At 72.3% G+C, this 24,466-nt stretch carries 20 protein-coding genes and 2 tRNA genes; 17 read left to right on the top strand and 5 right to left on the bottom strand.

The features are described 5' to 3' along the window. Window positions 1-35: 35 nt before the first annotated feature. The 6 genes from galE to ITX44_RS27930 all read left to right on the top strand — a co-directional run bounded on the left by galE (window position 36) and on the right by ITX44_RS27930 (window position 6,224). Window positions 36-1,007 (top strand): UDP-glucose 4-epimerase GalE, encoded by a 972-nt coding sequence (gene galE, locus ITX44_RS27955; RefSeq protein ID WP_205360196.1) that lies wholly within the window; start codon window positions 36-38, stop codon window positions 1,005-1,007. Window positions 1,008-1,095: 88 nt separating this feature from the next. Then, complete coding sequence (proB, locus tag ITX44_RS27950; protein ID WP_307795529.1) at window positions 1,096-2,211, top strand: glutamate 5-kinase; 1,116 nt, start codon at window positions 1,096-1,098, stop codon at window positions 2,209-2,211. Window positions 2,212-2,400: 189 nt separating this feature from the next. Further along, a complete protein-coding gene (locus ITX44_RS27945; protein ID WP_205360195.1) occupies window positions 2,401-2,877 on the top strand; it encodes a DUF8830 family protein in 477 nt (158 codons plus the stop codon). A 36-nt stretch (window positions 2,878-2,913) separates the two neighbouring features. Continuing rightward, window positions 2,914-4,215 (top strand): glutamate-5-semialdehyde dehydrogenase, encoded by a 1,302-nt coding sequence (locus ITX44_RS27940; protein ID WP_205360194.1) that lies wholly within the window; start codon window positions 2,914-2,916, stop codon window positions 4,213-4,215. 94 nt (window positions 4,216-4,309) lie between these two features. Beyond that, window positions 4,310-4,783: an SCO2583/SCO2584 N-terminal domain-containing protein gene (locus tag ITX44_RS27935; RefSeq protein WP_205360193.1), complete on the top strand. Its 474-nt coding sequence runs from the start codon at window positions 4,310-4,312 to the stop codon at window positions 4,781-4,783. A 193-nt stretch (window positions 4,784-4,976) separates the two neighbouring features. Continuing rightward, window positions 4,977-6,224 carry an SCO2583 family membrane protein gene (locus ITX44_RS27930; RefSeq protein ID WP_205360192.1) on the top strand — a complete coding sequence of 416 codons (1,248 nt, stop codon included), beginning with the start codon at window positions 4,977-4,979 and terminating at the stop codon, window positions 6,222-6,224. On the opposite strand, the gene ITX44_RS27925 is transcribed toward ITX44_RS27930, so the two are convergent. Then, window positions 6,106-7,176, bottom strand: a complete 1,071-nt coding sequence (locus ITX44_RS27925; RefSeq protein ID WP_236061859.1) for a M48 family metallopeptidase — start codon at window positions 7,174-7,176, stop codon at window positions 6,106-6,108. The genes ITX44_RS27930 and ITX44_RS27925 overlap by 119 nt on opposite strands. Before the next feature lie 291 nt (window positions 7,177-7,467). Between ITX44_RS27925 and ITX44_RS27920 the strand changes: the two genes are divergently transcribed. The 6 genes from ITX44_RS27920 (at window position 7,468) to ITX44_RS27895 (ending at window position 11,483) form a co-directional block, all read left to right on the top strand. After that, window positions 7,468-7,623: a hypothetical protein gene (locus ITX44_RS27920; protein WP_205360190.1), complete on the top strand. Its 156-nt coding sequence runs from the start codon at window positions 7,468-7,470 to the stop codon at window positions 7,621-7,623. Window position 7,624: 1 nt separating this feature from the next. Next, on the top strand, window positions 7,625-8,230 hold the full coding sequence (nadD, locus tag ITX44_RS27915) for a nicotinate-nucleotide adenylyltransferase (protein ID WP_205360189.1): 606 nt from the start codon (window positions 7,625-7,627) through the stop codon (window positions 8,228-8,230). Window positions 8,231-8,262: 32 nt separating this feature from the next. Further along, a complete protein-coding gene (locus tag ITX44_RS42800) occupies window positions 8,263-10,089 on the top strand; it encodes a LytR C-terminal domain-containing protein (RefSeq protein WP_205360188.1) in 1,827 nt (608 codons plus the stop codon). A 151-nt stretch (window positions 10,090-10,240) separates the two neighbouring features. Further along, window positions 10,241-10,675, top strand: a complete 435-nt coding sequence (gene rsfS, locus ITX44_RS27905) for a ribosome silencing factor (RefSeq protein ID WP_205360187.1) — start codon at window positions 10,241-10,243, stop codon at window positions 10,673-10,675. Next, window positions 10,672-11,322: a histidine phosphatase family protein gene (locus ITX44_RS27900; RefSeq protein WP_236061857.1), complete on the top strand. Its 651-nt coding sequence runs from the start codon at window positions 10,672-10,674 to the stop codon at window positions 11,320-11,322. Before rsfS ends, ITX44_RS27900 begins: the two co-directional genes overlap by 4 nt. A gap of 88 nt (window positions 11,323-11,410) precedes the next feature. Beyond that, window positions 11,411-11,483 (top strand) — tRNA-Ala (locus tag ITX44_RS27895). 219 nt (window positions 11,484-11,702) lie between these two features. Here ITX44_RS27895 and ITX44_RS27890 read toward each other — a convergent pair. Further along, entirely contained in the window at window positions 11,703-12,635 is a 933-nt protein-coding gene (locus ITX44_RS27890; RefSeq protein WP_205360185.1) for a helix-turn-helix transcriptional regulator, read from the bottom strand. A gap of 301 nt (window positions 12,636-12,936) precedes the next feature. Between ITX44_RS27890 and ITX44_RS27885 the strand changes: the two genes are divergently transcribed. Continuing rightward, window positions 12,937-14,448 (top strand): MFS transporter, encoded by a 1,512-nt coding sequence (locus ITX44_RS27885; RefSeq protein ID WP_372441014.1) that lies wholly within the window; start codon window positions 12,937-12,939, stop codon window positions 14,446-14,448. Here the strand turns inward: ITX44_RS27885 and ITX44_RS27880 are convergent. Together ITX44_RS27880 and ITX44_RS27875 are read right to left on the bottom strand one after the other, a co-directional pair. Next, entirely contained in the window at window positions 14,427-15,497 is a 1,071-nt protein-coding gene (locus tag ITX44_RS27880) for an alkene reductase (RefSeq protein WP_205360183.1), read from the bottom strand. The genes ITX44_RS27885 and ITX44_RS27880 overlap by 22 nt on opposite strands. An 86-nt stretch (window positions 15,498-15,583) precedes the next feature. Continuing rightward, complete coding sequence (locus tag ITX44_RS27875; protein WP_307795516.1) at window positions 15,584-16,966, bottom strand: glycosyltransferase 87 family protein; 1,383 nt, start codon at window positions 16,964-16,966, stop codon at window positions 15,584-15,586. 151 nt (window positions 16,967-17,117) lie between these two features. Here ITX44_RS27875 and ITX44_RS27870 point away from each other — a divergent pair. Continuing rightward, window positions 17,118-17,190: transfer RNA gene (locus ITX44_RS27870), tRNA-Ala, on the top strand. 262 nt (window positions 17,191-17,452) lie between these two features. On the opposite strand, the gene ITX44_RS27865 is transcribed toward ITX44_RS27870, so the two are convergent. Beyond that, window positions 17,453-17,896: a hypothetical protein gene (locus ITX44_RS27865; protein ID WP_205360182.1), complete on the bottom strand. Its 444-nt coding sequence runs from the start codon at window positions 17,894-17,896 to the stop codon at window positions 17,453-17,455. 283 nt (window positions 17,897-18,179) lie between these two features. Here ITX44_RS27865 and ITX44_RS27860 point away from each other — a divergent pair, with 283 nt between their 5' ends. The 3 genes from ITX44_RS27860 to leuS all read left to right on the top strand — a co-directional run bounded on the left by ITX44_RS27860 (window position 18,180) and on the right by leuS (window position 24,424). Next, on the top strand, window positions 18,180-19,118 hold the full coding sequence (locus tag ITX44_RS27860) for a GlxA family transcriptional regulator (protein WP_205360181.1): 939 nt from the start codon (window positions 18,180-18,182) through the stop codon (window positions 19,116-19,118). 203 nt (window positions 19,119-19,321) lie between these two features. Beyond that, entirely contained in the window at window positions 19,322-21,268 is a 1,947-nt protein-coding gene (locus ITX44_RS27855; protein ID WP_205360180.1) for a S53 family peptidase, read from the top strand. 279 nt (window positions 21,269-21,547) lie between these two features. Further along, on the top strand, window positions 21,548-24,424 hold the full coding sequence (leuS, locus tag ITX44_RS27850; protein WP_205360179.1) for a leucine--tRNA ligase: 2,877 nt from the start codon (window positions 21,548-21,550) through the stop codon (window positions 24,422-24,424). Window positions 24,425-24,466: the final 42 nt, after the last annotated feature.

The following is a 24,466-nucleotide window of genomic DNA, read 5'->3' as shown; positions in this document are numbered from 1 at the left end:
CACCCCGGTGACCGCCGGCCGTCTAGACTGACCGGATGACCTGGATGATCACCGGCGGTGCCGGATTTATCGGTTCGCACGTCGTCAAGGCGATGACCGAGGCCGGCGAGCGGGTCGTCGTCCTCGACGACCTGAGCACCGGCGACCCGGCCCGGCTGCCGGCCGACGTCCCGCTGGAGCGCGGCACCGTGCTCGACCGCGCCGTGCTGGACCGGGTGCTGCGCGAGCACATGGTGGACGGCGTCGTGCACATCGCCGCCAAGAAGCAGGTCGGCGAGTCGGTGGAGCGCCCGCTCTGGTATTACCGGGAGAACGTCGAGGGCCTGCGCACCGTCCTGGAGGCCGCCGCCGGCGCCGGGGTGCGCCGCTTCCTGTTCTCCTCGTCCGCGGCCGTGTACGGGATGCCGGACGTGGACCTGGTCACCGAGCAGACCCCGTGCGAGCCGATGAGCCCGTACGGCGAGACCAAGCTCGCCGGCGAGTGGCTGGTCAAGGCGGCCGGCCGGGCGCACGGCATGGCCACCGCCGCGCTGCGCTACTTCAACGTGGCCGGCGCGGCCACCCCCGAACTCGGCGACCCCGGCGTGTTCAACCTGGTCCCGATGGTCTTCGAGCGGCTCTCGCAGGGCAAGCCGCCGCTGATCTTCGGCGCCGACTACCCCACCCCCGACGGCACCTGCATCCGCGACTACATCCACGTCGAGGACATCGCCTCCGCGCACCTGGCCGCCGCCCACCGGCTCATCGAGGACCCCCAGGCCGCGCTCGTGCTCAACATCGGCCGCGGCGAGGGCGTCTCAGTGGCCGAAATGGTGGAGATCATCCGCGAGGTTTCGGGCCACACTGGGATCGAACCCGAGGTGGCCCCGCGCCGCCCCGGCGACCCGGCCCGTGTCGTCGCCTCCGCCGAGGCCATCGCCAAGGAACTGGGCTGGACGGCCAAGCACGACGTCCGGCAGATGGTCACCTCGGCCTGGGCAGGCTGGCAGGCGCGGCACCCGGAGTAGCCGGCCGAGGGGCGGAGCGACACGAAGGACACACGTGACCGCGCAGGTGACCGGCCGGGCGAGCGAGGAAACGGGCGAGGCCGGGGAAGTGAGCCGGGCGGAGGTCCGGCAGGCCCGCCGGATCGTGGTCAAGGTCGGCTCGTCGTCGCTGACCACCGCCGCCGGCGGGCTGGACGCGGACCGGGTCGACGCCCTGGTCGACGTGCTGGCCAAGGCTCGCGAGGAGCGGGAGATCGTCCTGGTCTCCTCCGGCGCCATCGCCGCCGGGCTCGCCCCGCTGGGCCTGTCCGGCCGCCCCCGTGATCTGGCCCGCCAGCAGGCCGCGGCCAGCGTCGGCCAGGGCCTGCTGGTGGCCCGCTACACGGCCTCCTTCGCCCGCTACGGCATCCGCGTCGGCCAGGTGCTGCTCACCTCCGACGACGTCAGCCGCCGCGCCCACTACCGCAACGCCTACCGCACCCTGGACCAGCTGCTGGCCATGGGCGCGCTGCCGGTGGTCAACGAGAACGACACGGTGGCCACCGACGAGATCAGGTTCGGCGACAACGACCGGCTCGCCGCGCTCGTCGCCCACCTGGTCCGCGCCGACCTGCTGATCCTGCTCTCCGACGTGGACGGGCTCTACGACGGCGACCCGCGCACCCCGGGCACCCGCCGCATCGCGGAGATCCGGGGCCGCAAGGACCTGGAGGGGATCTCCATCGGCAGCGCCGGCCGTTCCGGGGTCGGCACCGGCGGCATGGTCACCAAGGTGGACGCGGCCGGCATCGCCACCGGCGCCGGGGTGCCGGTGGTGCTCACCTCCGCGGTGCACGCCGCCGACGCGCTGGCCGGCCGGCCCACCGGCACGTACTTCCACCGCACCGGGAAGCGCTCCGCCGACCGGCTGCTGTGGCTGGCGCACGCCTCGGCGCCGCGCGGCGCGCTGCGGCTGGACGCGGGCGCGGTGCTGGCGGTCACCGAGCGGCGCAGTTCGCTGCTGCCGGCCGGGCTCACCGCTGTCGAGGGCGACTTCACCGCGGGCGACCCGGTGGACCTGCTGGACGAGGCGGGCCGGGCGGTCGCCCGCGGCCTGGTCAACTTCGACGCCCGGGAACTGCCCCGGCTGCTCGGCCGCTCCACCCGCGACCTGGCCAAGGAGCTGGGCCCGGCCTACGAGCGCGAGGTCGTGCACCGGGACGACCTGGTGCTGCTGCATCCCTGATCACCGGCGGACCCGTTCCGCCGCCCGGGTGAGTCCCTTGCATCGGGGGCATGGGCCGCCCCTTCGCAGGACCTGCACGGGGCTTCTTGGCCAAAACACCTCCGCGGTCCCCACGAGCCTGGTCAACTCTTAGAGGGCCCTCTTCCGGGGTCACGTCGGGGGAGTCGTCCACGGGACAGGAGGCCGCCTGTGAAGCGAGGGCGTCAAGGGCCGTCGTCCAGGGGCCCCGGGGAGCGCGCGCTGGTCAGCGTCGACGGCGTCGGGGCGGACGGCCCGGGCGACGGCGACGCGGCGTCCGGCGGCCGGTCCCCGCGGGAACCCGACCCGGCCCGGCTGTGGCACGTCACCCTCAGCGTCGCGGGGCCGCGCACCCCGCTCGCCGAGGTCCGGCGCGGCCTGGAGCAGCTCGCCCACGACCATCCCTTCCTGCTCACCAGCCGCTACGCCACCGACCACGCCGAGGTCCGGTACTGGGAGGAGGCCCGCGACGTGCACGACGCGGCCGCGATGGCCCTGCGGCTGTGGGGCGAGCACCGCTCGACCGCCGGGCTGCCGCCCTGGGAGACCGTCGGCCTGGAGGTGATCGACCGGGACACCTACCACCAGCGCCTGGCCGAGGGCTACGGCCCGCCGCCCGCGGCCCCGGTGGGCGTACATCCGTTCTGACCCCTTCCGCGGTGTCCCGACCGGTACGCTGCACGCATGACCGCCAGTTCCTGGGCCATGCCCTCGCCGCTCCCCACGTCGCCCGTGCTGCTCGCCGCCTACCGCGCGCGAGCCGCCGCCGCCGACCTGGCCCCGCTGCCCAGGGCCGTCAAGGACGACGCGCTGCTCGCCATCGCCGACGCCCTGATCGTCCGCACCCAGGAGATCGTCGCGGCCAACGCGCAGGACGTGGCCAAGGCCGAGGCGGCCGGCACCAGCCCGGCGATCGTCGACCGGCTCACCCTGACCCGGGAGCGGGTCGCCGCCATCGCCGCCGACGTCCGCCACGTGGCCGGCCTGCCCGACCCGGTCGGCGAGGTGGTGCGCGGCTCCACCCTGCCCAACGGGCTCGACCTGCGGCAGGTCCGGGTCCCGCTCGGCGTGGTCGGCATCATCTACGAGGCCCGGCCCAATGTGACGGTGGACGCCGCCGCCCTGTGCCTGAAGTCCGGCAACGCGGTGCTGCTGCGCGGCTCCTCCTCCGCCTACACCTCCAACAACGCCCTGGTCACCGTGCTGCGCGACGCTGTCGGCGGCGCCGGCCTGCCGGCCGACGCGATCCAGCTCGTCCCCGGCGAGAGCCGCGAGTCGGTCACCGAGCTGATGCGGGCCCGCGGCATGGTGGACGTGCTGATCCCGCGCGGCGGCGCGGACCTGATCCGTACCGTCGTGGAGGGTTCCACCGTCCCGGTGATCGAGACCGGCACCGGCAACTGCCACGTGTACGTGGACGCCGACGCCGACCTGGACACCGCCGTACGCATCCTGGTCAACTCCAAGGCCCAGCGGGTCAGCGTGTGCAACTCGGCCGAGACGCTGCTGGTGCACCGGGACATCGCCGAGCGCTTCCTGCCCCTGGCGCTGGACGCGCTGGCCGAGGCCGGGGTCACCGTGCACGGCGACTCGCGGGTGCTGGAACTGGCCGAGGCGGCCGGCAGCAAGGCCACCGTGGTTGCGGCCACCATGGACGACTGGGAGACCGAGTACCTGTCGTACGACATCTCCGCCGCGGTGGTGGACTCGCTCGACGCGGCTGTCGGTCACATCCGGCTGTGGTCCTCCGGGCACACCGAGGCCATCGTCACCTCCTCGCAGCCCGCCGCCCGCCGCTTCACCCAATTGGTGGACGCGGCCGCCGTCATGGTCAACGCCTCCACCCGGTTCACCGACGGCGGCCAGTTCGGCTTCGGCGCCGAGATCGGCATCTCCACCCAGAAGCTGCACGCGCGCGGGCCCATGGGGCTGCCGGAGCTGACCTCCACCAAGTTCGTGGTCACCGGGGACGGTCACATTCGTTGACTTGCGCCTCCGGCGTACCGGCGGGTGACCGGCGGCACACCGCGGGACCACATTCCCCTGCCCAAAGGACCAACTTCCGCATTACCCTGGACAGATGCCGGACGATGACGAGTTCGCCTCCGTAGTCCTCGACGAAGATTTCGTACGGTCCGCTCTGTTCCATGAGCCCACGGCCCGGGAACGGATGCTCGCCGTTGCCGAAGGTCCGATGTTGCCGCCCGGCGCTCCCGGCCGGCGCAGAAGGCCCGCTGCCGTCCCCGAGCTGGACGACGACGAGGCCGAGTCCGACGAGCTGTACGCGGCCGGGCATCCGTACCGCGGCAGCACCACCCGCTGGCATCGCCCGGTCGCCTGGGCCCTGGCGGTGGTCATGGGCATCGGCGTGGTCGCCCTCAGCTTCGCCGCGGTCTACCGGGGGGCGGGCGGTGGCCGGCAGCCCGCGCCGACGGCGCCGTCCAGCGGCTCGGTGGGCACGGTCGACCCCGGGTCCGGCACCGTCGCCACCACCGGCGGCAGCCCGGCCGGTGCCCGCAGCACCGTTCCGGTTCTCACCACCCCTCTGCCCTGAGGCGTGCTCGAGGCGAGCCCCGGGATGTGCCCTGAGAGCGTGTTCCCGGGACGTGCTTTCAGGGCGGGCTTTCAGGGCGTGCTCCAGTACATGTGCCCCGTCGGCGCGGGTTCATGTTCCGTGCCCTGACCGGTTGTCAAGTTGACCGGTACCAGGGCGTTTATTCACCGGCTCGGAGACTTAACCTTGTGATATGAGCGGGCCTGGAGACCCTCCCGAGGGCACGCCCGAGGGCGCCCCGGGAGGCGGTGACGACGACTACCGATCCGTCGTCTTCGACGAATCGTTCGTGAGAGCTGCCCGGATCCAGGAGTACTCCGCTCAGGAGCGGCTGGACGGCGGCGGCGCCGCTCGGGCCGTCCGGGTCCGGCACGCGATGCCGCACGTCCTGGCCCGCCAGGCGATGGCGCTGGTCCTGCTGCTCGTCCTGGCCTTCGGCTTCGCGGTCTACATGGGGGTGCGGCATCCCTACCGCTCCGACCCCGTGGTGCCCACTGCCCGGCTGCTCACCACGGTGATACCGCTGGTGCCTACCGGCCCGGTGCCCGCGGTGTCCGCCGCGTCGCCCTTCGCGGGCAGCTCCGCCGCGCACTACCGGATCGGTGTGGACGGGATCGACCCCGACGGCTCCCGCCGGATCGGCGACTTTTCCGAGCAGGAGGTCGACGAGGCGTACGCCACCGCCAAGGAGTACCTGACCGACTCCTCGCTGGACACCCGTACGGTGCTCGCCGGCGACGTCGGCGCGGTGCGCAACCTGCTCAGCCCCGGGCAGCTCGACCAGTTCGACGCCAGCCTCACCCGGCCGGCCGACGACGGAATGCACGAGGCCACCGGTTGGCTGGTCCGCTTCGACCCGGCCGCCCGGGTCCGGCTGGTCACCGACGAGATCCGGGTGCAGGGCACTCTCCAGGCCGCCGAGACCAGGGACAACCAGCTCGAAGTCACGGCCGACCACACCTTCGTCTACGCGCTGCGCGGGCCGGCCCCGGCCGGCGCCGCCTCGCTGTTCACCGTGCGGCGGCAGCTCACCTTCCGCTTCGACCACGAGGACCTGCGCGAGCACCACATCCAGGTGGCCCGCGCCGACATCGCGGCCGGCCCGCTGGCCTGCGTCGCCCCGCTGGAGGGCTTTCGCCCGATATTCGCCGGGCACACCGCCTCCGGACCGGCGCCGAGCGGCAACCCGTACGACCACGATCACCCGGTCGGGGCGGTGTGCACCCCGATGGGGGGCGCGAACGGCGCGAACAGCGGCGCTGCCGGTCCCGGCGATCTCACCGGTACCGGCGGCACTGCCGGGCGTACGGGTCCTGCGGGTCCTACGGGTTCGGGCCGTCCTCCGGCTCCCCCGACGCCGGCGACCCCGGCTGTTCCTGCGACCCGTGGTCTCCTGACCCCTGCGGACGCTCGTCCGTCGTCGTCGAACCCGACCCTGTGAACACGTCCCGCAGCTTCCCGCCCAGGTCACCGGCCCCGTTGGACAGGTCGCGGATCAGGCCCATCAGCGGGTCCTTGCTCTGCTTGACCGACTGGGCGTAGTGGTTGGCCGAATCCCGGAAGGCGTCGCCGACCGAGGCGTCCCGGTCCTCGGTGCGCTTGGGGTAGTGGCCGTCCATCAGCCGCTGGTAGTCCCGGCTGGTGGCCCACCGGCGCAGTTCGGCGGCGCGCACGGCGGTGAAGGGGTGGCTGCGGGGCAGCACGTTGAGGATCTTCAGCACCGAGTCGCGCAGGTCGCCCGATGCCTCGTACTCGTCGGCCTGCTTCAGGAACGCGTCCACGTTCATCTCGTGCAGGTGGTTGCCGCCGGCGATCTTCATCAGGCCGCGCATCGACGCCTGCAGGTCCTGGCCGACCAGCAGCCCCGCCCGGTCCGCGGACAGCTCCGACTTGCGGAACCACTCGCGCAACGCGGTGACGATGGCCAGGATCGCCAGGTTGCCCAGCGGGATCCAGGCCAGCCGGACCGCCAGGTTGGTCAGGAACAGCAGTATCGTCCGGTAGACGGAGTGGCCGGACAGCGCGTGGCCCACCTCGTGGCCGACGACCGCCCGCATCTCCTCCTCGTCCAGCAGCTCCACCAGCCCGGTGGTGAGCACGATGATCGGCTCGTCCATGCCGATGCACATCGCGTTGGGCTGCGGGTCCTGCGTGACGTACAGCGCCGGGACCTTCTCCAGGTCCAGGATCCAACAGGCGTCCCGCAGCATGTGGTTGAGGTGCGGGAACTGCTCGTCGCTGACGCGGACCGAGTCCGACAGGAACAGCAGTCGCAGGCTCCGCTCCGGCACGAGGCCGCTGAGCGCCTTGAACACCGTGTCGAAGCCGCTCAGTTTGCGCAGCGCCACCAGTGCGGACCGGTCGGCGGGGTGCTCGTAGGCGCGCGAGGACATGTCGGGGAAACGGCGACGGGTGCGGCCGGGCAGCTTCTCGGTGCTCACCGGACCGCCCGTGCCGGCGCTGTCCGCCGCGCCCGCCCCGGCACCGCCGGCCGGGCCGTCCGCCGATCCCTTCGACTCGTTCGATTCGTGCGGTTCGGACATACTGGACCCAACCCCCTGTGCTCGACCGTCGTACAGACAGGACGCGCGGAGCCTGCGCGAAGTTCCCCCGGGCCCGCCCGTACGATGTGGGGCTGAGCCAACCGCCCGTTCCCGTTTCCGCAAGCAAAGGGTCCGCCGATCATGTCGACCGTCGCAGCCTCCGCCCTGACCCCGCTCACCGCCCTTGCCGAGGGCGGCGGCCACCACAACAGCCTGAGCCCCTTCCTGACCGGCTTCGGGGCGCTGGGGGGCCTGCTGATCCTGCTGCTCATCGTGACCCGTTTCAACCGGGACTGAGATGACGGCGGCCAAGAAGCAGCGCATCGGTGTGATGGGTGGCACATTCGACCCCATCCACCACGGGCACTTGGTGGCCGCCAGCGAGGTGGCCAGCCTGTTCCACCTCGACGAGGTGGTGTTCGTGCCCACCGGCCAGCCCTGGCAGAAGGACGACCGCTCGGTCTCCCCGGCCGAGGACCGTTACCTCATGACGGTGATCGCCACCGCCTCCAATCCGCAGTTCTCGGTGAGCCGCAGCGACATCGACCGTGGCGGGAAGACCTACACGATCGATACGCTGCGGGACTTGCGGGCCGAGCACCCGACGGCGGATCTTTTCTTCATCACCGGTGCCGACGCGCTGGCGCAGATCTTCTCCTGGCGCGACGCCGAGGAGCTGTTCTCGCTCGCGCATTTCATCGGCGTGACACGTCCGGGGCATACGCTGTCCGACCCGGGCTTCCCCGAGGGAGGGGTGTCACTGGTGGAGGTTCCGGCGCTGGCGATTTCGTCGACCGGCTGCCGCCAGCGGGTCGCCAAGGGGGACCCGGTCTGGTATTTGGTGCCGGACGGGGTGGTGCGCTACATCGACAAGCGCGCGCTGTACCGGGACACCGCCGGATAGCGGTTGCGACGAAACACGCGAAGGGGTTCCTCGTGAACGACGCAAACCCCCGTTGGCACTATGCCGAGTCGGGCAATGACGACGAGCCGGACCCCTACCCGCAGGATCCCTACTACCAGCAGCAGCACTACGGTTACGACGCGTACGGCAGACCCCTTCCGCCCCCGCCGCCCGGCGGCGGCCAAGTGCCCGGGCAGCAGGGCCAGGACGGCCAGCCGTACTACCAGGACTCCGGGCAGAGCTACGGCGGCCACCCCCAGCAGCAGAACTGGATCCCGCAGCAGCCCCAGCAGCCCTACTACGAGCAGGGTTACGGCACCGGTCAGCCCTCTGCGTACGACACGGGACAGCACACCGCGTACGACCCCGGCCGCCAGGCGCCGGGCCCCGGCACGGGCCAGTACCCCGGCTACGACACCGGCCGGCAGCCGCAGTACGACACAGGCCAGCAGCCGCTGTACGACACCGGTCAGCACGCCGTCTACGACACCGGGCAGCACACGGCGGTGCACGACACCGGGGGCCACCCGGTGTACGAGACCGCGCAGCAGCAGGCCGTCCACGAGCAGGAGCCCGCACCGAACTACCACACCGAGCAGTTCGCCTTCGTCGACGAGGAGTCGGAGGAGTCCGAAGAGGTCATCGACTGGCTGAAGTTCTCCGAGTCGCGCACCGAGCGGCGGGAGGAGGCCAGGCGGCGCAGCCGCAACCGCAAGGTGGGCCTGGTGGTCGTACTGGTGCTCGCGCTGCTCGGCGGGGGCGGCTACCTGTGGCAGGCTGGCAGGATCCCGGGGCTGGGCAAGGACAAGAAGGCCGCCGCGGCGGCGGCCGGCGGCGCGCAGAAACGTGACGTCATCGTGGTCCACCTGCTCCCGGTGAGCGGCGGCCCCAGCGCCACCGCGCTGCTGGTGGACAACACCACCAAGGGCCGCGGCACCACGGTGCTCATCCCCAACTCCCTCGCCCTGTCCGCCGACGACGGCAGCCCCACCACCCTGGCCTCCTCCGTCGCCGACGGCGTCGGACCGACCCGGGACTCGCTCAACGCGCTGCTGGGCGCCGACATCAAGGGCAGCTGGCGGCTGGACTCGCCCTATCTGGAGCTGCTGGTCGACTCCCTCGGCGACATCTACGTCGACACCAACGCCGCGGTGAAGGGCACTGGCAAGGACAGCGGGAAGACGCTGGTCGCCAAGGGCAGCCAGACCGAGCTGACCGGGCAGGCGGCCGTCGCGTACGCCACCTACCGGGCGCCCGGCGAGCCGCAGACCGCGCAGCTCGCCCGGTTCGGGCAGGTCATGCAGGGCGTGCTGAAGAAGATGCCGAGCGACGCCCTGGACGCCACCAAGACCGTCCAGTCGCTCGCCCAGATCCTCGACCCCTCCCTCACCGACAAGGAACTCGGCGCCTCCCTGGGCCAGCTCGCCGAACTCGCCAAGACGGGCGCCTACACCACCACCATGCTTCCGGTGCAGAAGGACGGCACCGTCAGCGCGCAGGCCACCGCCGACGTCGTCAAGAACGTCCTCGGGGGCGCCCTCGGCAAGCAGGGCCCCGGCGCCTCCGCGCAGCCCAGGGTCGCCGTCACCGACAAGAGCGGCAAGGCCAAGGCCGGCGCCATGGCGCAGGCCGCGATCGTCAACGGCGGCACGTACACCTATGTGCCGGGCGCCAAGGCGACGACCACCCGCGCGACCTCCGAGGTGCTCTACTCCGACCCGGCGCGGCTGGCCGCGGCCAAGGACGTGGCCGCGACGCTGGGCCTGCCGGCCGGCTCGGTGCAGAAGGGCACGGTGCCGTCGAACGCGGACATCTCGGTGGTTCTCGGCAGGGACTACCAGCTCCCGGCGCAGCAGTGAGGCACCGCTCCTGAGGTACGGTCCCGGGTCCGGTCGCGATGCGCGGGCCCGGGAGCGGCCGCCGCGTTCGGTGGCCGGATATCCGGTCGGGCGCTGTCGGAGGGTCGTGAGACCCTGGAAGTAGACAGCCCCCGATCGGAAAGCCGTATCTGTGACCGCCACTGACCGTTCCATCGAGCTCACCCGGGCCGCCGCGCAGGCGGCGGCCGACAAGCTCGCGCACGACGTCATCGCCTACGACGTCAGCGAGGTGCTCTCCATCGCCGACGCCTTCCTCGTCGCCTCCGCGCCCAACGACCGCCAGGTGCGGGCCATCGTCGACGCCATCGAGGAGCGGCTGCTGAAGGAGCTGGACGCCAAGCCGGTGCGGCGCGAGGGCGAGCGGGACGGCCGGTGGGTCCTGCTGGACTACATCGACATCGTGGTGCACGTCCAGCACTCCGAGGAGCGGGTCTTCTACGCTCTGGAGCGGCTGTGGAAGGACTGCCCGGAGATCGCGCTGCCCGAGGACGCGGTCGCCACCCGCGGCAAGGGCGCCGAGCACGCCGCCACCACGGCGCCCGGGGACGAAGGGCTGCTGAACTGAGCGGGGAGCGCGGCCGGGGCCGCAGGATCGTCCTGTGGCGGCACGGCCAGACGACGTGGAACGTGGAACAGCGCTTCCAGGGCCAGACCGACATCGCCCTCACCGACACCGGCGTCGGCCAGGCCCGCCGGGCCGCCCGGCTGCTGGCCGCGCTCGCCCCCGACGTGATCATCTCCTCCGACCTCAGCCGCGCCGCCGACACCGCCGCCGAGCTGTCCGTCGTCACCGGCCTGCCGGTCACCCACTACCCGGAGCTGCGCGAGACCTACGCGGGCGTCTGGCAGGGGCTGACCCACACCGAGATCAACGAACAGTTCGGGGACCAGTACCAGGCGTGGCGGCGCGGCGAGCCCGTACGGCGCGGCGGCGGCGAACTGGAGACCGAGGTCGCCGACCGTGCCGCGCCCGTGGTCCAGGCCGCGGCCGACAAACTGGACGACGGCGGAGTGCTGGTCGTGGTCAGCCACGGCGGCACCATCCGTACCACCATCGGCCGGCTCGTCGGCCTGCCCCCGGCCACCTGGGAATCCCTCGGCGGTCTCACCAACTGCTGCTGGTCCGTGCTCGGCGAAGGGGTACGCGGCTGGCGGCTCACCGAGCACAACGCCGGGACCCTGCCCGAGCCCGTGCTCGGCGACGACACCTGATCGGATTTCGTTTCCGGTCCGCTCACCGGCTATGCTTCTTCCCGTCGCCCCGCGAAACAGCGAAGCAGCTGGTAAGAGGGGTGAGTGCGGGGCTGTAGCTCAGTTGGTAGAGCGCTTGCATGGCATGCAAGAGGTCCGGGGTTCAATTCCCCGTAGCTCCACTCGGGCGAGGGCGAACTGTGTCCGCGGAAAGCGCGGACCGGTCGCCCTCGTTGCTTTTTGGCACGGACTCCGTCCGCGCTGCGCGGGGGGCTTCGCCCACCCGCACCCCCGCGGTACTCCGGGGCGAGGGTCGGGGATTTGCGGGGCGCACTTCGGGGGTGGGTTTTCCGGGCTGGGGGCTGGGGCTTTCGGCGCGCTCTTCCCCGGGGGGGTGACGGTCAGGCCGTGACGGTGGGGCGGGCCGGGTCCTGGGCGGTTCGGGCGGCCAGCACGTCGGAGAGGCGGCGGCCGTGGCGGGCGCAGCCGATCAGAGGGTTCTCGATGGCGCGCAGGCGCTCGACCTGGACGCGGTCCTCCTCGCCGACCGGGGTGTAGACGACGATGCGCTGCTCGGGCATCCCGTCGATGCTCAGCGACATCGAGGTGAAGTTGATCAGGCCGACCTCCGCGTGCCGGAAGATCTTCACCCGGCGGCCCGGCGCGGCCACGTCCCCGCTGGCCCACAGCTGCGCGAAGGCCGGGCTCTCGGCGATCAGGCGGGCGATGAACGCCTCCCACGCGGGCTCGCCCACGTGCCGGCCGTACGACCGGCGGAGCTGGGCCACCATCCAGGGCAGCTCTTCCGGGCTGTTGACCATGGTCGAGCAGCACTCCGGCACCGTGAACATCTTGTAGAGCACATTGCGCTGCGGCCGCTCCACGAGTGATGTCATCGGCCACAGCGTGCGGTAGGTGTCGTTCGCGGCCTGGACGTCGTACCGCGCGTTGAAGACCGCGGCCGGCAGCGGGTCCAGCGTGCCGAGGATGCCCAGCACCTCCTCGCCGACGACTTCGACGTCGGAGACCGGCTCGCGGACGAAGGGGATGCCGGCCAGCCGGTAGAGGTGCTCGCGCTCGGTCGTGTCGAACTGGAGCACCCGGGCCACCGCGTCCAGCACCTGGACGCTGGCGTTGATCGGCCGGCCCTGCTCCAGCCACGTGTACCAGGTCACCCCCACCCCGGCGAGCTGCGCGACCTCCTCGCGGCGCAGGCCGGGCGTGCGGCGCCGCAGCCCGGGCGGCATGCCGACGTCCGCCGGGGTGATGCGGGCACGCCTGCTGCGGAGAAAGGCGGCGAGCTCGCTGCGGCGCTGGTTCTGCGACTGAGCCATGCCCTCCATCGTCACTCCGGCCGCCGGAGCGTGCCAGGTGCTGTCAGTACCAGGATCAGTGGACTCTCGTTACCCGTATCCAGGTGCCCGCACGCTGGTGCGCATGACGAATCGTTCGCAGCCGGCCTCTGCCGCAGGATCGCACGGCGGGTCCGCCTCCTCCTTGTCCTCCGTTGCCCCGTCCTCGTCGTCCGCGGCGGACCGCCGCCCGGGGGCGGTCTCCGATACCGGCCCGGCCCGTGCCGGGCGAGCCGGACCGCGGCCCGGGCTGCTGCTCACGGTCATCCTGGCCGGGCAGTTCATGGCCCTGCTCGACGTGTTCATCGTCAACGTGGCCGCCCCGACCATCCGTGCCGACCTGCACACCTCGGGCGCCGGCCTGCAACTGGTGATCGCCGGCTACACCATCGCCTACGCCGTGCTGCTGATCACCGGCGCCCGGCTCGGCGACCTGCTGGGCCACCGGCGGCTCTTCGTGGCGGGCCTCGCCCTGTTCACGCTCGCCTCGCTGCTGTGCGGGCTGGCGCAGAACACCGGCGAGCTGATCGGCTTCCGGTTCGCGCAGGGCACCGGCTCGGCGCTGATGATCCCGCAGGTGCTCAGCCTGCTCCAGCTCACCTTCACCGGCGAGGCCCGGACCCGCGCGATGAGCGTGTACTCGGCCGTGATCGCCTCGGGCGCCGCGATCGGCCAGTCGCTCGGCGGCGTGCTGGTCAGCGCGAACCTGTTCGGTGCCGGCTGGCGGCCGGTGTTCCTGGTGAACGTGCCGATCGGCGTAGTGCTGCTGGCCATAGCCCCGCGGGTGCTGCCCGCCGACGCCCGCAGCGCCGCCGAACGCCGCCGGGGCCTGGACCTGCCGGGCCTGGCCGTCCTGGCGGCGGCCGTCACCCTGTTCACCGTGCCGCTGGTGCTCGGCCAGCAGGAGGGCTGGCCGGCCTGGGGCTGGGCGTGCCTGGCACTGAGCGCGGTGCTGTTCGCGGTGTTCGTCGTCCTGGAGACACGGCTCGCGCGGCGCGGCGGGGCGCCTCTGGTGTCCGTACGGGTGCTGCGGGCGCCCGGCATGGCCCGGGCGATCGCGGTGATCGCCCTCGCCATGGCGGTCAACGCCGGCTTCCTGTTCGCCATCGCCCTGCACCTGCAGTCCGGGCTCGGCTTCAGCGCTCTGCGCACCGGGCTGACCTTCGTGGCCACTGCCGTCACCTTCGGCGGGGTGGGCCTGAACTGGCGGCGGCTGCCGGCCCGCTGGCGGCCCTGGATGGCCGTCTTCGGCCTGCTGCTGGCCGCCGGGTCCTTCGCCGCTCTGTCGGCCGCCCTGCGCGGCGGCGGTGACGGCGGCGCGGTGCTCTACCTCGGCCTGGCCGGCCTCGGCGCCGGGCTCGGCTTCGCCTTCAGCCCGACCTTCACCATCGCCCTCGGCAAGGTGGTCCCGCAGGACGCCGCCGACGCGAGCGGCCTGCTCGCCACCGTCACCCAACTCGGCCAGCTCATCGGCGTGGCCACCTTCGGCACCCTCTACCTCAACCGGCTCGGCTCGGGCACCGGCAGCCACCCCTCGGCGCATGCCCTGGCCGTCACCTACGTCGTGATGGGCGTGATCTCGGTGGTGGGCGCACTGATCGCGGTGGAGCGGGGGCGGCGCCGTACGAACGTGTCGATCGGGCAGTCCACGGTGGTCGCGGGGTCCGCGGACCGGGCCGGGGGACAGCCGCAGGCCCGGTCCGGGGGAGACGGTGCGTCCGCGGATGCGTCCGGGGGCGTGCCCGCCGGCGACGGCCGGTCCGCGGGCGGCGGTCAGTCCTCCAGCGCCGGGTAGTCGGTGTAGCCGCGCTCGTCGCCGCCGTAGTACGTGGAGCGGTCCGGGGTGTTGTACGGGCCGCCCCGGCGGAGCCTGCGGGGCAGGTCGGGATTGGCGAGGAAGAGGGCGCCGAAGGAGAGCATGTCGGCGGTGCCGTCCTCGATCACGGCCAGCTCCTGCGGACCCGTGTGGCGGCCCTCGGTCCGGGCGTTGAGGATCAGCACCCCGGAGAACCGCTTGCGCAGCTCCGCGGTCAGGGCGCGGTCGGCCGGCTCCACCACATGCAGGTAGGCCGGCCCGACCCGCTCCAGGCCCTGGAGCAGCGCGAAGTACGTGGCGTCGGGCTCCGGTTCGCGCAGGTCGCCCAGCGGATTGCCGGGGGAGACGCGCAGCCCCGTACGGTGTGGGCCGATCGCGTCCGCCACCGCGCCGACCAGCTCGACCGCGAACCGGGCGCGGCGCCGCGGGTCGCCGCCCCACGCGTCGGTGCGGACATTGGAGTTCGGGGCCAGGAACTGGTGCACCAGATAGCCGTTGGCGCCGTGCACCTCGACCCCGTCGAAGCCCGCGCTGATCGCGTTGCGGGCCGCGGCCACATGGTCGGCGACGGTCGCCTCGATGCCCGCTTCGTCCAGCTCGACGGGCACGACGAAGTCCTTGGGCCCGTCCGCGGTGTACACCTGCCCCTTGGCGGCGACCGCGGAGGCGCCGACCGGGCTCAGCCCGTCCGGCAGCAGCGAGGGGTGGCCGATCCGGCCGGTGTGCATGAGCTGGGCGAAGATCCGGCCGCCTGCCCCGTGCACCGCGTCGGTGACGGTGCGCCAGGCGGCCACCTGCGCCTGGCTGTGCAGGCCCGGGGTGTCGGGGTAGCCCTGGCCGACCGGGGACGGCTGGATGCCCTCGCTGACGATCAGCCCGGCCGAGGCGCGCTGCGCGTAGTACTCCGCGGTCGCGTCCGTGGGGGCCAGCCCCGGTCCGTACGCGCGGCTGCGGGTCATCGGCGCCATCACGATACGGTTCGGCAGCCGGGCACCGGCCAGGTCGATGGGGTCGAACGCGGTCGTCAACGCGGTCTCCAGGCGGGTCGTCCGGGTGCTGCTGAAGGGACCCGCTCACCGTAACCCGCGACCGCCGTTGATTTGTTGAGACTTCATTAACTCTCGGCCGGGGAGGACCGCCGCCCGGCGCCGGCCGGCCGCTTCTCGGTGCCGGCCCGCAGGGCGCGGACCGCCACGGCGCCGGCCAGGGCGAGGAAGGCGAGGCCGGCCAGCGGGTAGACGGCCGCGGCCAGTATCTCCGGCGCGTTCTCCCGCAACTCGGGGCGGGCCGTGCCGTGCGGCAGCAGCCAGATCACGTAACTGCCGAACACCGCGGTGAGCACCGCCGCGCCGGCCAGCCACCGACGGTCGTGGCGCCGTACCCCCTCCGCGGCGAGCAGCACCACCATCGGCACCGCCCACACCCAGTGGTGCGACCACGACACCGGGCTGACCAGCAGCGCCGTCACCGAGCAGGCCACCGTCGCCCAGGCCGTCCCCAGCGGCAGCGACTCGCGGGCCAGCAGCGCCACGACCGCCACCGCGAGCCCGGCCGCCGCCACGGCCAGCGAGAGCAGCAGCCAGGCCGTACCCGGGTCGCCGGTGTGCTCCAGCCTTGCCACCACCCCGCGCAGCGACTGGTTGGCGACGTTCTCGGCCCGCCCGGGGCGGTCGGGGGCGAGGACGACACGGCTCCAGTAGCGGCGCGAGTCGTGCGGCAGGGCGAGCGCGGCGATCAGCACGGTGGCGGCGAAGGTGCCGCTCGCCACCAGGGCCCGGCGCAGATACGGCGTGCCGCGCATCAGCAGCCCGGCGGCGGCCAGTATCACCACGAACAGGGCGGGGGTGAGCTTGATGCCGGCCGCGATGCCGATGCCGATCCCGGACCAGCGGGCGGCGGGGGCCCGGGTCATGTCCCACAGCACCAGAACGCCCATCAGCAGGTTGATCTGGCCGTAGCGCAGGGTGCCCCACAGCGGTTCGCTCCAGACCGACAGTGCGGCGATCGCCAGGACCGTGGGGAGCGCGGCCGGGCGGCGCACCAGACGCAGCGTGAGGCCCGCGAACACGACCGCGAGCACCAGGTTGGCCGCGGTCGCGGCGGCCCGCATCGTGCCCACCGCCATCCAGGTCAGCGGCACGAACAGCAGCCCGGCGAAGGGCGGATACGTCATCGGGAGCTGCGCGGTCATCACCCGCAGGCTGTAGATGTCGCCGCCGGACCGCACCGTCCAGCCCACCGCCCGATACACCATCACGTCCAGCAGGGAGACGTGCGCCAGGCGCTGTACGGCCCACAGCACCGCGAACGACACCAGGCAGCCGGCCAGGGCCCACCACACGGCCTTCCGGAGCGGGGCGCCGGGAGCGGGCCACCACCCCGGCAGTACGAGTCGGCGCGCCGCGGAACGCCACGCGGAGTCTCCTGCCGCCGGCCCGGCCGAGGACGCGTCCGGCTGTCCTTCCGCCCGCCCGGCCCACTGCCTCCCGTCGTCCACGCGCCGCTCCTTCCGCCCGGTCCTCCCTCCCCGCGCTGCTGCCGAACCCCGAGGTCGGAGCCCTGTCCCGGCCCGGGAATCGATTTGCCTCACCGCCCCCCGTGCCGTGTAAAGTGTCCCGAGTCGCCCGGCAAACGGGCCGACACCACGCGGGGCTATAGCTCAGTTGGTAGAGCGCTTGCATGGCATGCAAGAGGTCCGGGGTTCGAATCCCCGTAGCTCCACTCGGGCGAGGGCGAAGTGTGTCCGCGGAGAGCGCGGACCGGTCGCCCTCGTTGCTTTTTGGCGCGGACTCCGTCCGCGCGTGGCGGGGGCTTCGCCACCCGCAGCCCCCGGGGTACTCCGGGGTGCGGGTGGCAATTCGTGGGCCGTGCTTCCGGGGTGGGTACGACGGGGCGAGGGCCGGGGATTCGGTGGGTTGTACTTCCGTGGGGGCACTTCGGGGTGGCGACCCCGCGGGAGGGTGCGGGGCCGTGCGGGTCGGGATCAGGCGCCGGTGGAGGAGCCTGGGCGGACGATCATCAGGACGGTGACCGCGGCCCACAGCAGGTTGAACACGCCCGCGATCATCGCCAGGCGGGGGGCCAGGGCCGCGGCGGGGGCCTCCATCGCGTTTTCCTGGAGGGGGAGCAGCGCGAAGAGGCAGACCGCGGCCAGGGCGGTCAGGATGATCGAGGCGATCAGCCAGGGCGTGCCGAGGACGTGCATGCTGCTCGCCGTGGCGAAGCCGAAGACCGGCACGGCCAGGCTCACCGCCGCGTAGACCCGGGTGATGCGGTGCAGGGTGCCCAGCGTGGTGAGCGCGGCGGCCGGGTCACCGGCGGCGTCCGCGGTGCGCAGGGTGCGGGGGAACATGCTGGCCGCGACGGCCACCGGGCCCACCCCGAGGACGGCGGCCAGGACGTGCAGGGTCAGGAAGAACTTGGACATGGCGGCGGACGGGCCTTCCTCCGGGCAGCGGCCACGACGCGGACGTGACCGTGGTGCTGCGAGGAGCGCGCGGAGCGCGGGTAACGCGGCCGGGACCACGCCGGGATCGCGACCGGATCACGACTGGAACGCACCGAGCCTAAACACCCCTGCCTGCCCCACCCAGTGGCGGGGGTGCCAGCTTTCAACGGGAAATCGCCAACCCCACCATTTCGGCTCTGACCTGGTGTGACGTCCGCCACTGCGGTGTTGCGGGGTGTGTGCGGCCCCCTACGTTGTCGCCATGCACACCGTCGCCGTGCTGGCCCTCGACCAAGTGATCCCGTTCGACCTCGCCACCCCCATCGAGGTGTTCAGCCGCACCCTCACGCCCGACGGCCGGCCCGGCTACCGGGTCCGGGTCTGCGCCGAGCGGCCCGAGGTCGACGCGGGCAGCTTCACCCTCACCGCGCCCTGGGGCCTGGACGCCCTGGCCGGCGCCGACACGGTGATCGTGCCCGGCGTCAGCGACCCGTCCCGTCCGCTGTCCGAGCCGGGGCGCACGGCACTGCGGGAGGCCGCGGCGGCCGGCACCCGGATCGCGTCCATCTGCGTGGGCACCTTCGTGCTGGCCGCCGCGGGGCTGCTGAGCGGGCTGCGGGCCACCACCCACTGGGTCGCCGCGGACCGGCTCGCCGGGATGTACCCGGACATCGAGGTCGACCCGGACGTGCTCTACGTCGACAACGGCCAGATCCTCACCTCGGCCGGCGCCGCCGCCGGGCTGGACCTGTGCCTGCACCTGATCCGCCGTGACTACGGCTCCGCGGTGGCCGCGCACGCCGCCCGGCTGTCGGTGATGCCGCTGGAACGCGAGGGCGGCCAGGCCCAGTTCATCGTCCACGAGCCGCCGCCCGTGCCGCGCGGCTCGGTGCTCGAACCGTTGCTGCGCTGGATGGAGGAGAACTCTTCCAGCCCGCTGACCCTGGGCGACCTCGCCGCCCACTCCGGTATGAGCTCCCGCTCGCTGATCCGGCGGTTCCGCGAACACACCGGCACCACTCCGTTGCAGTGGCTGCACCGGGCCCGGGTCCGCCAGGCGCAGCACCTGCTGGAGACCACCGACCAGCCGGTCGAACGCATCGCCGTCCGCGTGGGTTTCGGCTCGCCCACCGCCTTCCGCGATCGCTTCAAGCGGATCACCGGGACCAGCCCGCACGCGTACCGCCGGGCCTTTCGATGACGCTCGCGGCACTGCCGGCGTCGATCGTCAACCCCCCAATGACCAATGGTTCCTTGACTCGCTCTTGGGGAAACCATGGCCCTGGCATGAACTGATCGACGAAAGAGTGACGCTCTGCGGTACCAGTCGTACGCATTCCGGCAAGGGGCGGCGAACACCGCGCAGCACAGCTCACGCGACAACTCGCTTCGCATGGGGGTTTCATGAGACTTGAGCGCAGAAGAACGCGCGCGGCAATGGTGGCGGCAGCAGCGCTGCCGCTGGTTGCCGGGGCGCTCGCGCTCGGCAGCCAGTCCGCGTCGGCCGATCAGCCGGCGCGGACACTGCTTTCCGGCACCAAGCCCTCCTGGGCTGTTGCCAAGGCGGACAAGGGCGCCACGTCCAACACCGGGAAGGTGACCGTACGGGTCTACCTTGCCGGCAAGGACGCGGCCGGCCTCGCCAAGTATGCCCAGGCCGTGTCGGACCCCAACTCCGCACTGTACGGCCACTACCTGACGCCGGCCCAGACGCAGGCCAGTTACGGTGCCACCAAGGCGCAGATAGCCGAGGTCACCAACTGGCTGAAGTCCTCCGGCCTGCAGGTGACCGGCACCAACCAGCACTACATCACCGTCAGCGGTGACGTCGCCGCCGCCGAGAAGGCGTTCGGCACGCAGCTCCACAACTTCAGCCGGGCGGGGCACGTCTACCACGCCCCGGCCAGCACCGCCTCGGTGCCCGCCTCGCTCCAGGGCGCGGTGCTCACCGTCAGCGGCCTGGACAACGCGCCGAAGCTGAACCACCACGACGACACGCTGCCGGGCCCCGGCGCCGCGTTCGTCAACGCCGGCCCGTTCTCGTCGTACTACGGCTCGAACGTCAACAAGAGCCTGCCCTCCGCCTACGGTGTCCAGGCGCCGTACGCCATCCAGGGCTACACGGGCAAGCAGCTGCGCGCGGCCTACGGTGCCGGCAGCTACACGGGCAAGGGCGTCACGGTGGCCATCACCGACGCCTACGCCTCGCCCACCATCGCCGCCGACGCGTCCCAGTACGCCTCGCGCCACGGTGACAAGGCGTACAAGCCCAACCAGCTCCGCCAGGTGCTGCCCAAGAACTACAACAGCACCGACGCGTGCGACGCCTCCGGCTGGTACGGCGAGGAGACCCTCGACGTCGAGGCCGTGCACGCGGTCGCCCCCGACGCCGGCATCGTCTACGTCGGCGCCGCGTCCTGCTTCGACAACGACCTGCTCGACGCCCTGAACAAGGTCGTCGACAACCACCTGGCCGACATCGTCTCCAACTCGTGGGGTGACGTCGAGGCCAACGAGACCCCGGACGTGGCCGCGGCCTACGACCAGGTCTTCGAGCAGGGCGCGGTCGAGGGCATCGGCTTCTACTTCTCCTCCGGCGACGCGGGCGACAACGTCGCTTCCACCGGGACGAAGCAGCCCGACACCCCCGGCAACTCCCCGTGGGCGACCTCCGTCGGCGGCACCTCGCTGGCGGTCGGAAAGAACAACAACTACGAGTTCGAGACCGGCTGGGGCACCGAGAAGGGCGTGCTCTCCGCCGACGGCAAGAGCTGGACCACCCCGGCCTACACCTCGGGCGCGGGCGGCGGCACCAGCAGCCTGTACGCGCAGCCGTTCTACCAGCGCGGCGTCGTGCCGAACTCGCTGGCCCTGGCCAACGGCGGCACCACCAAGCAGCGTGTCGAGCCTGACATCGCCGCGGTCGCCGACCCGAACACCGGCTTCCTGGTGGGCCAGACCCAGACGTTCTCGGACGGGTCCGTCAAGTACGGCGAGTACCGCATCGGCGGCACCTCGCTGGCCTCTCCGGTGATCGCCGGCGTCCAGGCGCTGACCGAGGAGGCGCGGCACGGTCAGCCGATCGGCTTCGCCAACCCGCTGATCTACTCGCGGTACGGCTCCTCGGCCTACCACGACGTGACCGACCACCCGTTCGGTCCGCAGGTGCTCTCCGAGGTCCGCGTCGACTTCGCCAACAGCGAGAACGCGAGCGACGGCACCATCACCTCGCTGCGGCTGCTCGGCCGTGACGCCTCGCTGTCCGCCACGCGCGGTTACGACGACGTCACCGGTGTGGGCACGCCCACCAGCCACTACGTCCAGACGTACGGCTCGTTCCACAAGCACTGATCCGCACCACCTGTGAGGTTCCCCGGGCGGTTCCGCCGCCCGGGGAACCTCGGTGCGACCCTCCGCACCGCTGCTGTAACCTGACCGCATGCGAGCTGTGAGCCTCCTGCTTAGCGAGCCGCGCTGACCACGGACACCGTCAGTGCGGCACCCCTCCTGCGCGAGGGGCTTTTTTGTTTCCGCGAGGCGCCGCAAGGCCGCTGACCAGGGCAATGACCAGGCAGACGGGCGCAGGCTCCCGGCCGCAGCCGTCATGACATCGATGGAGTACCGAGGACGATGAGCGACACCACCCCGGCCGCCGAGACGGCTGCGCCCCACCGCTACACGGCCGAACTGGCCGCGGAGATCGAGGGCCGCTGGCAGGACTACTGGGAGGAGCACGGCACCTTCGCCGCGCCCAACCCGAGCGGGGAACTGGACGGCGACCCCGAGCTGGCCGGCCGGCCCAAGAAGTTCATCATGGACATGTTCCCGTACCCCTCGGGCGCGGGCCTGCACGTCGGCCACCCGCTGGGCTACATCGCCACCGACGTCTTCGCCCGCTTCCAGCGCATGACCGGCCACAACGTGCTGCACACCCTGGGCTTCGACGCCTTCGGCCTGCCCGCCGAGCAGTACGCCGTCCAGACCGGCACCCACCCGCAGGTCTCCACCGAGGCCAACATCGTCACCATGCGCCGGCAACTGCGCCGCCTGGGCCTGGGCCACGACCGGCGGCGCTCCTTCGCCACCATCGACCCCGAGTACTACCGCTGGACGCAGTGGATCTTCCTGCAGATCTACAACTCCTGGTACGACACCGAGGCCGGCCGGGCCCGGCCGATCGACGAGCTGGTCGCCCGGTTCGCCGCGGGGACCCGCGCCACGCCCGACGGCCGTCCCTGGGCGGAGCTGACCGAGGCCGAACGCGCCGACGTCCTGAGCGGCTACCGGCTGGCCTACGCCGCCGAGTCCCCGGTCAACTGGTGCCCCGGCCTGGGCACCGTACTGGCCAACGAGGAAGTCACCGCCGACGGCCGCTCCGAGCGCGGCAACTACCCGGTCTTCAAGGCCAACCTGCGCCAGTGGATGATGCGGATCACCGCCTACGCCGACCGGCTGCTGACCGACCTGGACGACCTGGACTGGCCCGAGGCGATCAAGCTGCAGCAGCGCAACTGGATCGGCCGCAGCGAAGGCGCCCGCGTCGACTTCCCCGTGCACGGCGCCGCCGACGGCGACTACGCGATCACCGTCTTCACCACCCGCCAGGACACCCTGTTCGGCGCCACCTACATGGTGCTGGCCCCCGAGCACGACCTGGTCGACACCATCACGCCCGCCGCCTGGCCGGAGGGCACCCACGAGGTGTGGACCGGCGGCCACGCCACGCCCGCCGACGCGATCGCCGCCTACCGCAAGCAGGCCGCCTCGAAGTCCGACGTCGAGCGGCAGGCCGAGGCCAAGGACAAGACCGGCGTCTTCACCGGCGCCTTCGCCGTCAACCCGGTCAGCGGCGAGCCCGTCCCGGTCTTCATCGCCGACTACGTCCTGATGGGCTACGGCACCGGCGCGATCATGGCGGTGCCCGCTCACGACACCCGCGACTTCGCCTTCGCCCGCGCCTTCGAACTGCCGATGCGCTGCGTGGTCGAACCCACCGACGGCCGCGGCACCGACCCCGCCGCCTGGGACGACGCCTTCGCCTCCTACGACGCGAGGATCATCAACTCCTCCGGCGCCGACATCTCGCTGGACGGCCTGAGCGTCACCGACGCCAAGGCAGCCATCACCACCTGGCTGGCCGAGCGCGGCATCGGCGCGGGCACCGTCAACTACCGCCTGCGCGACTGGCTGTTCAGCCGCCAGCGGTACTGGGGCGAGCCCTTCCCGATCGTCTACGACGAGGACGGCGTCCCGCACGCCCTGCCCGACTCGATGCTGCCGGTCGAACTGCCCGACGTCGACGACTACAGCCCCCGCACCTTCGACCCGGACGACGCGGACACCTCCCCGGAGACCCCGCTGTCCCGCAACGCGGAGTGGGTCCACGTCGAGCTGGACCTGGGCGACGGCCCGCGCCGCTACCGCCGCGAGACCAACACCATGCCCAACTGGGCCGGCTCCTGCTGGTACGAGCTGCGCTACCTGGACCCCTACGACACCGAGCAGCTGGTCTCCCCGCCGGCCGAGGCGTACTGGATGGGCCCCCGCGACGGCCAGCGGGCCGGCGGCGTCGACCTGTACGTCGGCGGCGCCGAGCACGCGGTGCTGCACCTGCTGTACGCCCGCTTCTGGCACAAGGTGCTGTTCGACCTGGGCCACATCTCGTCCTACGAGCCGTTCCACAAGCTGTTCAACCAGGGCATGATCCAGGCCTACGTCTACCGCGACGCCCGGGGCATCGCCGTCCCGGCCGCCGAGGTCGAGGAGCGCGACGGCGCCTACTACTACGCCGGCGAACCCGTCACCCGCGTGCTGGGCAAGATGGGCAAGTCCCTGAAGAACGCCGTCACCCCCGACGAGATCTGCGCCGAGTACGGCGCCGACACCCTGCGGCTGTACGAGATGGCCATGGGCCCGCTGGACATGTCCCGGCCCTGGGACACCCGCGCGGTCGTCGGCCAGTACCGTCTGTTGCAGCGGCTGTGGCGCAACATCGTGGACGAGCAGACCGGCGCCGTCACGGTCGTCGACGCCGACCCCGACGAGGAGACCCTGCGGGCGCTGCACAAGGCGATCGACGGGGTCACCTCGGACATGGCCGGCCTGCGCTTCAACACGGCGATCGCCAAGATCACCGAGCTGAACAACCACCTGACCCGCTCCGGGCGCCCGGTCCCGCGCGCCATCGCCGAATCGCTGGTCCTGCTGATCGCCCCACTGGCCCCGCACACCGCCGAGGAACTGTGGACCCGGCTGGGCCGCGTCGGTTCCCTCGCCCACACCCCCTACCCGGTCGCCGACCCCGCCTACGTCCAGGACGAGACCGTGACCTGCGTCGTCCAGGTCAAGGGCAAGGTCAAGGCACGGCTGGAGGTGCCGCCGGGCATCGCCGACGCCGAACTGGAGGCCCTGGCGCTGGCCGATCCCGCGGTGGTCGCCGCGGTCGGCGGTGCCCCGGTCCGCAAGGTGATCGTCCGGGCGCCCAAGCTGGTCAACGTGGTCGTCTGACCAGCACTCCAGCCCCTTAGGGGTGCCCTGCGGGGCGGGTTC

It is taken from the genome of Actinacidiphila acididurans (assembly GCF_016918855.1).
Lineage (GTDB): Bacteria > Actinomycetota > Actinomycetes > Streptomycetales > Streptomycetaceae > Actinacidiphila > Actinacidiphila acididurans.
Note: the sequence above shows the minus strand (reverse complement) of the source record. Positions and strands in the feature narration are given on the sequence as shown.